At 71.2% G+C, this 10,378-nt stretch carries 12 protein-coding genes and 2 tRNA genes; 13 read left to right on the forward strand and 1 reads right to left on the reverse strand.

Annotated features, from left to right (window positions below; genetic code table 11):
- The 9 genes from H3C53_12670 to gcvPB form a co-directional block, all read left to right on the forward strand.
- Window positions 1–364, forward strand: a 364-nt coding sequence (locus H3C53_12670; protein ID MBW7917519.1) for a hypothetical protein, incomplete at its 5' end; no start/stop codon positions are given.
- A gap of 219 nt (window positions 365–583) precedes the next feature.
- Entirely contained in the window at window positions 584–835 is a 252-nt protein-coding gene (locus H3C53_12675) for a hypothetical protein (GenBank protein ID MBW7917520.1), read from the forward strand.
- A gap of 122 nt (window positions 836–957) precedes the next feature.
- Window positions 958–1,034 (forward strand) — tRNA-Met (locus tag H3C53_12680).
- A gap of 123 nt (window positions 1,035–1,157) precedes the next feature.
- Window positions 1,158–1,658, forward strand: coding sequence for a roadblock/LC7 domain-containing protein (locus tag H3C53_12685; GenBank protein ID MBW7917521.1), 501 nt, complete (start codon window positions 1,158–1,160; stop codon window positions 1,656–1,658).
- Complete coding sequence (locus tag H3C53_12690) at window positions 1,655–2,245, forward strand: gliding-motility protein MglA (GenBank protein ID MBW7917522.1); 591 nt, start codon at window positions 1,655–1,657, stop codon at window positions 2,243–2,245. Before H3C53_12685 ends, H3C53_12690 begins: the two co-directional genes overlap by 4 nt.
- Window positions 2,246–2,318: 73 nt before the next feature.
- Window positions 2,319–3,380 (forward strand): glycine cleavage system aminomethyltransferase GcvT, encoded by a 1,062-nt coding sequence (gene gcvT, locus H3C53_12695; GenBank protein ID MBW7917523.1) that lies wholly within the window; start codon window positions 2,319–2,321, stop codon window positions 3,378–3,380.
- Window positions 3,381–3,426: 46 nt separating this feature from the next.
- Complete coding sequence (gcvH, locus tag H3C53_12700) at window positions 3,427–3,813, forward strand: glycine cleavage system protein GcvH (protein MBW7917524.1); 387 nt, start codon at window positions 3,427–3,429, stop codon at window positions 3,811–3,813.
- The gene (gcvPA, locus tag H3C53_12705) at window positions 3,814–5,181 is read left to right on the forward strand and encodes an aminomethyl-transferring glycine dehydrogenase subunit GcvPA (protein MBW7917525.1); all 1,368 of its coding nucleotides are present in this window, start codon (window positions 3,814–3,816) and stop codon (window positions 5,179–5,181) included.
- Complete coding sequence (gcvPB, locus tag H3C53_12710) at window positions 5,174–6,655, forward strand: aminomethyl-transferring glycine dehydrogenase subunit GcvPB (protein MBW7917526.1); 1,482 nt, start codon at window positions 5,174–5,176, stop codon at window positions 6,653–6,655. The genes gcvPA and gcvPB overlap by 8 nt, the downstream gene beginning before the upstream one ends.
- 141 nt (window positions 6,656–6,796) lie before the next feature.
- On the opposite strand, the gene H3C53_12715 is transcribed toward gcvPB, so the two are convergent.
- Window positions 6,797–7,186: an iron-sulfur cluster assembly accessory protein gene (locus H3C53_12715; GenBank protein MBW7917527.1), complete on the reverse strand. Its 390-nt coding sequence runs from the start codon at window positions 7,184–7,186 to the stop codon at window positions 6,797–6,799.
- Between the two features lie 150 nt (window positions 7,187–7,336).
- On the opposite strand from H3C53_12715, the gene H3C53_12720 reads away from it, so the two are divergent.
- From H3C53_12720 to H3C53_12735, 4 genes are all read left to right on the forward strand, one after another.
- Window positions 7,337–7,412: transfer RNA gene (locus tag H3C53_12720), tRNA-Trp, on the forward strand.
- Between the two features lie 117 nt (window positions 7,413–7,529).
- Window positions 7,530–8,900, forward strand: a complete 1,371-nt coding sequence (locus tag H3C53_12725; protein ID MBW7917528.1) for a nodulation protein NfeD — start codon at window positions 7,530–7,532, stop codon at window positions 8,898–8,900.
- The gene (floA, locus tag H3C53_12730; GenBank protein ID MBW7917529.1) at window positions 8,900–9,877 is read left to right on the forward strand and encodes a flotillin-like protein FloA; all 978 of its coding nucleotides are present in this window, start codon (window positions 8,900–8,902) and stop codon (window positions 9,875–9,877) included. Before H3C53_12725 ends, floA begins: the two co-directional genes overlap by 1 nt.
- On the forward strand, window positions 9,874–10,378 hold a 505-nt coding region (locus H3C53_12735), incomplete at its 3' end, for a hypothetical protein (GenBank protein MBW7917530.1). The genes floA and H3C53_12735, both read left to right, overlap by 4 nt.

Genomic DNA, 10,378 nt, shown 5'->3' on the forward strand with positions numbered 1-10,378 from the left:
GGACATGCGAGGCATCGGCGGTCAGGGCGACGACCGCAACCCGAACCAGGACACGCAGTACCGTGGCCGTAACCACACGCTGTTCATCGACCCCAACGCGAAGCAGGAAGGGGCCACCATACCAGACGGCATGGTCGGCGAGTACTGGGGCCCGTGTCAGTGGCACAGCGATGGCTCCTGGGCGCTCCTGCCGATCGGGTTCAGCGCCAACTACGACGCCACCAAGGACGAGTTCGTGGTCTACCTGTTCGTATGGCAGGACACCACCTCGGTCAACCGCTACGGCATCCCCGTGGCGCCCCAGGTCGAACTCTTCCGCGACTGGCTCGACGGGGCGACGTTCGATGTGCAGGTCCGGCGGTAGGAGGCCGAAGGGCGTGAGGCGCCGGCGCGGCAGCCGGGAGGTTGCTTGAACGGCCGGCGCCCACCGACCGGTGGTACCAGATCTCGTCGCCGTCGGTTTCGACCACGACACCTTCTTGCGGCGTGGCGGCGTCGCTGGCCGCCCGGGGGTGCGGTCGGGACCTCCACCCCGCCCGGGTAAGAGGGCTGTAAGAGTGGCCGAGGTAGAACAGCGAACGTCGTGAACGCCGCCTCCGCCAGCCGCCAGGACGCCCAGGCCCCCGCGCCGCTCTGCCCCGCCTGCGGCGCGCCCGTGGTGAGCATCGACACGAGCGTCGAGGTCAAGTACCGCGTCCACTACGCCATCACGGCCCAGGACCTCGAGGTCATCTGCGAGCAGGTGGGTGACAGCGGTTGGGACGAGGAGACGACGGCCGAGTGCGACGCCTGCGGCTGGCACGGCACCGTCGGCGACCTCCTGGCGGGGCGGTGACCCCTCCCTTCATCGACCTCGTGCCGAACCCCTAGAGCGCGAACAGGGGTGGCGCGAGGCCCTCGCCGAGGTGTAACCTGCAGGTCCGCCGCGGCGCCGCGTGGGCAGCCGGGCACCACCGAGGCGATGTAGCTCAGCTGGTGAGAGCGCACGACTCATAATCGTGAGGTCGACGGTTCGATCCCGTCCATCGCTACCACGCTCAGGACGCGGTCCCGCGAGGGGCCGCGTCCGTCGCTCTGGGGCGGCGAGGCCGCGGGCGCTGCCGGGCAAGTGCATTGTTCTACGCTCGGCCCGAGCGGCTGCTGCTAGAGTGAAACCCATGCTCGAGCCGTCCCTCGACCTCTACGGTTCCACCTACGACACCGTGGACGGCATCCTGCGCGAGCTTCTCGCCAGGAGCCGGGCCAGGTACGCTCTGATCATCGACCACAAGGGGTTCGTGCTGATGCACGCCCGCGCGTTGTGGGCGCCGAAGCCGCCGTCGTTCGACTCGTTCGCCACGCTGGTGGCCTCCAACTACGCCGCCAACCGCGCCATCGCCCACCTGTTCGGCGAGGACGGCTTCAAGGAGACGGTGCAGCAGGGCGCTGAGGTCGGCACCTACATCGAGGAGCTGGGCGCCGAGGCGCTGCTGGTCACGGTGTTCGACACCTCGGCGCAGCTCGGCCGCGTCAAGATCGCCACGAAGCACGCCGCCGACGCGGTGCGGGCGGCGCTGGAGGGCGCCACGGAGGCTCCCCCGACCGTCGAGTTCGACGCCGAGTTCCAGCAGGGCGCGGCGGCGCTCCTCGACGGGCTGTTCGGTACGAGGCAAGGATGAGCACGATCAACTTCTCGGCCCGCGAGATCAACTTCAAGATCGTCTATTACGGGCCGGGCCTGTCGGGCAAGACCACCAACCTGAAGCAGATCTACCAGGAGGTGCCGGCGGAGTCGAAGGGCGAGATGGTCTCGCTCGCCACCGAGGACGAGCGCACGCTCTTCTTCGACTTCCTGCCCCTGGACCTGGGCAAGGTGAACGGCTTCAAGACGCGCTTCCACCTTTACACCGTGCCGGGGCAGGTCTTCTACAACTCGTCGCGCAAGCTGATCTTGCGCGGCGTTGACGGCGTCGTGTTCGTCGCCGACTCGAGCCCGGCGCGGCTTCGCGCCAACGCGGAGAGCCTGAGGAACCTGCGGGAGAACCTGCAGGAGTACAACATGCGCATCTCCGACGTGCCACTCGTGATCCAGGCGAACAAGCGCGACCTGCCGGACGCCCTCGACATGGACATGCTGCGGGCGGTGCTCGACCCGCAGGGCAAGATCCCGATGTTCGAGGCGGTGGCCGCCAAGTTCGAGGGCGTGTTCGAGCCCCTGCGGGGCGTGGCCACCATGGTGTTGGAGAAGCTGGCCCAGCGCGCCTGAGGGCCGGCCGGCCTTGTCGTAACGCCCCATCTGGACGGGAAAACCGCCAGGTGGTGCGTGATATGGTCGGGCGATGAAGCGCACACCCCTGTTCACGACGCACGAGGAGCTCGGCGCCCGTATGGTCGAGTTCGCCGGCTACACCATGCCACTCCACTACCAGACGGGCATCAACCAGGAGCACCTGGCGGTGCGCCAGGGCGTTGGGCTGTTCGACGTCTCGCACATGGGCGAGATCCGCGTCATCGGCGCGGGCGCGACGGCGTTCCTGCAGTGGGCCACCCTCAACGACCCGGGCCGCCTCAGGCCGGGGCGCGGCCAGTACAACATGCTCCAGAACGACAGCGGCGGCCTGGTCGACGACCTCTTCGTGTACCGCGACGGCCCCGACGACTACCTGGTGGTCGCGAACGCGGCCAACACCGCCGCCGTGCTCTCCCACCTCGTGGCGCTGGCGGACGGGCACGACTGTCACGTGATGGACGAGTCCGACGCCGTTGCGCTCCTCGCCCTGCAGGGGCCCGGGGCGCCCATGTTGCTCGGACAGCTCGTCGAGGTCGACCTGAGTCAGGTGAAGCGCAACGCCACGGTCGACGCCACCCTCTCCGGTATCCCGGCGCGCCTCAGCCGCACCGGTTACACGGGCGAGGACGGCTTCGAGCTGTTCCTGCGTCCCACCGACGCGGTGGCCGTCTGGCACATGCTCGTGCAGGCCGGCGCCACCCCGTGCGGGCTGGGCGCGCGCGACACCCTGCGGCTGGAGGCGGGCTTCCCCCTCTACGGGCACGAGCTGACGGAGACGTCCAACCCGCTGTGCACGCCGTTCGCCTGGGTGGTCAAGGACAAGCCGTTCTACGGCCGCGACGCCATGTGGGCCCCCGAGTGCGGCCGCGTCCTCGTGGGCGTGCGCCTCGACGACCGCGGGGTGCCGCGGCAGGGGTACCGGGTCCTGGCCGAGGGCGGGCGCGTGGTCGGCGAGGTCACGTCCGGCGCCCTCTCCCCCCTCACGCGCGAGGGCATCGGCTTCGCGTGGGTGGAGCGCGAACTGGCCGCGCCCGGCACCCGGCTGGCCGTCGAGATCCGTGGCGTCGGCGCCCCGGCGCGGGTGGTAAACCCGCCGTTCCACGGGGCATGATGCACGAGGAGAGCCCGCGCCGGAGCAGCGCGGTCGAGGAGACGAGATGAAGACACCAGAGGAACTCCGTTACGCCGCCACGCACGAGTGGGTCCGCCGCGAGGACGAGGCCGTGACCGTCGGCATCACCGACTTCGCGCAGGACCAGCTCGGCGACGTCGTGTTCGTCGAGCTGCCGGAGGCGGGCCGGCGCGTCGCGAAGGGCGAGCAGGTAGCCGTGATCGAATCGGTCAAGACGGCCTCCGACATCTACGCCCCCGTCAGCGGCGTCATCGTCGAGGCCAACGGGGCGCTCGAGGGCACGCCCGAGCTGATCAACGACCAACCGTACGGCAGGGGGTGGCTGTTCCGCATCGAGATGGCCGACGACGCGGAGCTCGACGCCCTGCTCGACGCCGACGCCTACCAGAAGAGCGCCCTCGAGGAGGGCTGAGTGCGCTACATCCCCCACACGGCGGAGGACGTCGCGCGGGCCCTCGCCAAGGTCGGCGCGCCCTCCATCGACAGCCTCTTCGCCGACCTGCCAGAGGCGCTGCGCGACCCTCCCATCGACATCCCGGCGGGAATGGACGAGGCGGCGCTCATGGCGCACCTGCGGTCGCTTGCCGCCAAGAACAGTTCCGGCGGCCCGGACTTCCTTGGCGGCGGTGCGCGGCGGCACTTCATGCCGTCCGTGACCGCCCACCTCGCCATGCAGAGCGAGTTCGTCACCGCCTACACCCCGTACCAGCCCGAGGTGGCGCAGGGCCTCCTGCAGGCGACGTTCGAGTACCAGACCATGATGGCGGAGTTGACGGGGCTGCCGGTCAGCAACGCCAGCATGTACGACGGCGCCAGCGCCGTGGCCGAGGCCGTGCTGCTCGCCATCCGCCAGACGGGTCGCGACCGCGTGGTCATCAGCCGCGGCGTGCACCCGGAGACCCGGGCGGTGGTGGCCACCTACCTGACCGCCCTCGACGCGGTCGTCGACGTGGTCGACCTCGACCCGCACGCCACCTCCGTCCCCGACCTCGGCGCCGACGTGGCGTGCGTGGTGGCGCAGCAACCCAACTTCCTCGGCTACCTGGAGGACATGGCGTCGCTCACCGCCGCCGCCCACGCGGCGGGCGCGTTGATGGTGGCGGCCGTCGACCCTCTCAGCCTGGCGGTCCTCGCGCCGCCGGGCGAGTACGGCGCCGACATCGCCGCCGGCGACGGGCAGACGCTCGGCAACGCGGTCAACTTCGGCGGGCCGGCCTTCGGGTTCATGGTCGTGGGCGAGGAACTCATCCGCCAGTTCCCCGGGCGGCTCGTCGGTCAGACTGTCGACGTGGACGGCAAACGCGCCTTCGTGCTCACCCTGCAGGCGCGGGAGCAGCACATCCGCCGCTCGAAGGCGAAGTCGAACATCTGCTCCAACCACCAGCTCACCGCCGTCATGGCTGCCATCAACGTCGCCGCTCTCGGCCCGGAGGGACTCAGGGACCTGGCCCTCGGGTCCGTCGCCAACGCCCACGAGCTCGCGGGCGCCCTCAGGGCGGCGGGCTTCGAACCGGAGGACGGTCGGCGCTACTTCAACGAGTTCGTGTTGAGGGTCCGCGCCGAGCCGGCCGCGCTGCGAAGCGCGCTGGCAGCTCACGGCGTGCACGCCGGGGTCGCGGTGCCGGCCGAGTACGGCTTCGGGAACGCCGTCTTGCTCAGCGCCACCGAGCGCGTCACGCCCGCGGACGTGGCCGCCCTCGTGGCGGCCCTTACGGCGTGCGGCGAGGGTCCCGCCGCCGCCGGCGCGGGCGCGCGCCTGGAGGCGAGCGTCCATGGCTGACGGCGCGCAGGCCACCCCGGCACCCCTCCACCCGCAGCTCCCGCTGGTGTTCGAGCGTTCGCGCGCCGGTCGACGCGCCGCCCAGCCGCCGCGCCCCGCGCCCGTGGACGCCGCCGCTCTGCTCGGCGAGGAGAACCTGCGGCGCTCGCCGCCGCGTCTGCCCGAGGTCAGCGAGCTCGACCTGGTGCGGCACTACACTCAGCTGGCGCACCGGCAGATGAGCATAGACGCCAACATCTACCCGCTGGGCAGCTGCACCATGAAGTACAACCCGAAGGTGAACGAGGAGGCCGCCAAGCTCTTCGAGGACCTGCACCCGTACCAGGCCCCCGAGACCGTGCAGGGGGCGCTAGAGCTCCTCCACGGCCTGCAGTGCGACCTGGCGGCCATCACGGGCATGGACGCCGTGAGCCTCCAGCCCGCCGCCGGCGCTCACGGCGAGCTGGCGGGCATCCTGATGATTCGGGCCTACCACCGGGCGCGCGGCGAGGGGGAGCAGCGCCGCGTGGTGCTCGTCCCGGACGGCGCTCACGGCACGAACCCCGCCACGGCCGCCATGGCCGGTTACGACGTCGTCGAGGTGCCGACCGGACCGGACGGCGAGGTCGACCTGGCCGCGTTCGAGGCGCGCCTCGACCGCACCGTGGCCGCCGTCATGCTCACCAACCCCAACACGCTCGGGCTGTTCGAGCGGCGCATCCTCGACATCGCGGCCGCCGCGCACGCGGTGGGGGCTCAGCTCTACTACGACGGCGCCAACCTCAACGCCATCGTGGGCCGCGTTCGCCCCGGCGACATGGGCTTCGACGTCGTCCACCTGAACCTGCACAAGACGTTCACCACGCCGCACGGCGGCGGGGGCCCCGGCACCGGTCCCGTCGGCGTGAAGGCGCACCTGGCGGAGTTCCTGCCCAGCCCGGTGGTGGCGCGTTCCGACGACGGCACCTTCCGCCTCGACCACGACGTCCCTCGCTCCATCGGGCGGATGCGGTCCTTCTACGGCAACTTCGGCAACCTCGTGCGCGCCTACACGTACATCCGTGCGCTGGGCCGCGAGGGGCTGCGTGAGGTGAGCGGCTACGCCGTGCTCAACGCCAACTACCTGCGCGTGAAGCTGAAGGAGCTGGGCTTCACCGTGCCGTTCGACCGCGTCAACATGCACGAGTTCGTGGCGCAGCCGCCCGCCGGCTTGCGCACCCTGGACATCGCCAAGGCGCAGCTCGACTACGGCATGCACCCCGCCACCGTCTACTTCCCGCTCATCGTCAAGGAGGCGCTCATGGTGGAGCCGACCGAGACGGAGAGCCTCGAGTCGCTCGACGCCTACGTCGAGGCGCTGGCCGAGATCCTGGCGCGAGCGGCGCAGGATCCCGCCTTCCTGAGCGGCGCGCCGTACCACACGCCCGTGCGCCGGCTCGACGAGGTGCGCGCGGCGCGCCAGCCGGTCCTCAAGTACGGCTTCCCCGCGGAGTGAGGCGATGAGGCGCGGCCCGTCCGGCCGCGTCATCGCCGGCCCCGGACCTGAGGGTCCGGGGCCGCTCCGTCATGCCGACGGGTGCCGGCGCCGCCCTACCCGGTCACGCGGGGCGTGGCCCGGGCGCGACGTGCGCAGGTGTCAGCCGGCGCAGGAGCCGTCGGTCGGGGCGGGAGCGCCGTCGGTCCTGAAGCTGTGGCCGCAGCCGCACTCGCTCGAGGCGTTGGGGTTGGAGACGTTGAACCCGCCGCCCATCATGTTCTCGACGTAGTCGACCCGCGAGCCCCGCAGGAGGGGCCAGCTCCGCTCGTCCACCACGAGCCGCACCCCCTCGACCTCGAAGACGCGGTCGCCGGCGAGGTGCTTGTCGTCGATCTGCATGCCGTACTGGTAGCCGCTGCAGCCGCCCGACTTCACGAACACGCGGATGGCGGCGCCCTCCTTGCCGCTCCCGCGGAGCAACTGGCCTGCCTTCTCCGCTCCGGCCGGCGTGAAGGTCATGCGGTCGGTGTCCGATATCGACTCTTGCATGTGGCGCAGGATACCGCGGCGGCGCCTAGGGGCGTGCCGGGGGCGCTACGCGCGGTGGCGGCGCGCCGCTTTACCTGCCGGGCGGCTCCCGGTATACTTCTAGCTCGGCCGCGGGGCCGGGCGCCTTGGCGCTTCGCCACGCCACGCCTTGGGGGTATAGCTCAGTCGGTAGAGCGGCGGTCTCCAAAACCGTAGGTCGCGAGTTCGAGTCTTGCTGCCCCCGCCAGGCGAAACGAAGGCGCCTCCTCCAAACCGGGGAGGCGCCTTCGCGTGGCACCGGCCCGCGCCCGTGGCCGCTCCATGCCGTCTGAAACGGCCAATACCGCGTGGTACCATCGGGGGCGTGGAGCTGAATCCGGTCCGCGCACTCAAGCCGCTGCTCGCGCTGGCGGCCGCCCTCACGTGCCTGGCGCTCGCGCCGCTGGCGGAGGCGGCCACGAACGAGGTGTGGGTCGTCCCCATCGACACCGAGATCACGACGGGCACGACGGCCTTCGTCAGGAACCGCGTGCGGGCGGCCAACGAGGAGCTGCCGCTCGCGCTCGTCTTCTACCTCGACACGCCCGGTGGCGCGGTCAGCGCCATGCAGGACATCGTGGGCATCATCTTGCACGACGTCCGCGTCCCCACCATCGCCGTCGTGCAGAACGCCTTCAGCGCCGGCGCCCTCATCGCCATGAGCGCCGAGCGGCTGGCCATGTTGCCGGGTTCGAGCATCGGCGCCGCCCTGCCCATCCTGTCGACCCCGACGGGGATCCAGAGCGTCGACGAGAAGTTCTCGTCCGCGTTGCGGGGCGAGTTCAGGAGCGTGGCGGAGGCCCGCGGCCGCAACCCGGTCGTGGCCGAGGGGATGGTCGACCCGAAGGTGGAGATCCCCGGCCTCTCGACCGCGTCGGAGCTGGTGACCCTCACGGCCAGGCAGGCGGTGGAGCACGGCATCGCGGACGCCGAGGCCACCACGCTGGACGCGGCGCTCGCGGATTTCGGCTTCGCCGGCGTCAGGGTCGTCAGGATCGAACCGGGCCTGGCGGAGAGGCTGGCGGCGCTGTTGTCGCGCCCGCTCGTGGCGGCGGCGTTGATCGTGCTGGGCGTCGGCGGGCTGCTCATCGAGGCGTTCACGCCGGGGTTCGGCGTGCCTGGCGCCATCGGCCTCATCGCGCTGGCGGTGTTCGCGGCGGCGGCGTACTTCGCCAACCCCACGGGCCTGCTCGACGTGGCCATCCTGGTGGTGGGCATCGTGCTGCTGGCCGTCGAGGTGTTCCTGCTGCCCGGCTTCGGCGTGGCCGGCATCCTCGGCGTGGCCGCCATCGTCGTCGCCCTCATCCGCATCTTCGAGGAGGGCACCCTGCCCGTCATCGGCTACTCGGTCCTGTTCGGCGGCGTGCTCCTCGGGGTGCTCCTCTGGTTGCTGCCCAACAGCCGCCTCGCCGCCGCCTTCAGGCTGACGGCGCGCATCGCCACGCCCGGGGAGGGCGGCCTGGAGTTCCCCAGCGTCAGCCGCGACCTGGTGGGCACGGAGGGCACCGCCATCTCGGACCTGCGGCCCGCCGGGGTGGCGCGGTTCGGGAGCGACCGCGTCGACGTGGTCAGCGAGGGCGATTTCGTCAACGCGGGCGCGCGCGTGCGCGTGCTGCGCGTGGAGGGCAACCGCGTCACGGTTCGCGCGCTGGCCGACGCCAGCACTCACGCCCAGTCGGGCGACAAGGAGACCTGATGGACATCCCGCTACTCATCCTCGCCGGCGCCGTAGTCCTCTTCTTCATCATCCTGTTCAACTTCATACCGGTGGGGTTGTGGATCTCGGCGGTCGCGGCGGGGGTGAAGGTGTCGCTCTTCTCCCTGCTCGCCATGCGCCTGCGGCGCGTGCCGCCCAACCAGATCATCTTGCCGCTCATCAAGGCCGACAAGGCCGGCATCGAGGTCAACCAGAACCAGCTGGAGGCGCACTTCCTGGCGGGCGGCAACGTGAACCGCGTGGTGGACGCGTTGATCGCTGCCGACAAGGCGAGGATCGCGCTTCCGTTCGACCGGGCGGCCGCCATCGACCTGGCAGGCCGCGACGTGCTCGACGCCGTGAAGGTGTCCGTCAACCCGCGCGTCATCCAGACGCCGAACGTGAGCGCGGTGGCCAAGGACGGCATCGAGCTGATCGCCACGGCCCGCATCACGGTGCGGGCGAACCTCGAGCGGCTGGTGGGCGGCGCGGGCGAGGAGACCATCATCGCGCGCGTCGGTGAGGGGATCGTCTCCTCCATCGGCTCGACCGACAGCTACAAGCACACGCTCGAGAACCCCGACACCATCTCCAAGACGGTGCTCGCCAAGGGGCTCGACTCCGGCACGGCGTTCGAGATCCTGTCGATCGACATCGCCGACGTGAACGTGGGCCGCAACATCGGCGCCCAGCTTCAAACCGACCAGGCGGAGGCAGACAAGCGCGTGGCGCAGGCCAAGGCCGAGGAGCGCCGCGCCGTGGCCGTGGCGGCGGAGCAGGAGAACCGGGCGCACGTCGAGGCGATGCGCGCCAAGGTGGTCGAGGCGGAGGCCGAGGTGCCGCAGGCGGTGGCCCAGGCGTTCCGCGAGGGGAACCTCGGCATCATGGACTACTACCAGCTGCAGAACATCCAATCCGACACCACCATGCGCGGCAACATCGGCCGGGCCGCCGGGGAGGGCGGCGACCACGGGTGAGCATCGGACTCGAGGAGATCCTCGGCCTGCTCTTCTTCGTCTTCTTCTTCGTCGTCCCGCTCATCTCGAAGAAGAACAAGCCGCCCACCAGGGGCACGCCGCCCGCGAAGCCGCCTACCGGGGGTCGGCCGGCGGCGCAGGGTGGCCTTGGCGGTGGGCCGGTGGCGGCGGACGCCGCCGCGAACGAGCCGTCCACGTGGCGCGAGCTGTTGCAGGAGGTGCGGCGCCGCGTGGCAGAGGCGGAGGCCGCTCAGACCGAGGCCGGGGCGGGTGGTCAGGCGCCGGCCGGCGGGGCTGGGCGCACGGTCGTCAGCGGCTTGCCGACCGCCCCGGACGACGCCCGCCTGCTGCACGAGCGCACTAGCCGACCGCTAGTGACGGAAGGCACGAGCGGCGGGCTGCCGGCTCCAGCGCCGCGCGGCCTGGTGGCGAGCGACCCGTTCACCCGTGGGTTGGTCACCGGCGACGGCTCGCAGGGCGGCCTCGGCCGCGAGGGTCACG

The sequence above is a fragment of the Trueperaceae bacterium genome, from assembly GCA_019454765.1.
In the GTDB taxonomy this organism is placed as follows: Bacteria; Deinococcota; Deinococci; order Deinococcales; family Trueperaceae; genus JAAYYF01.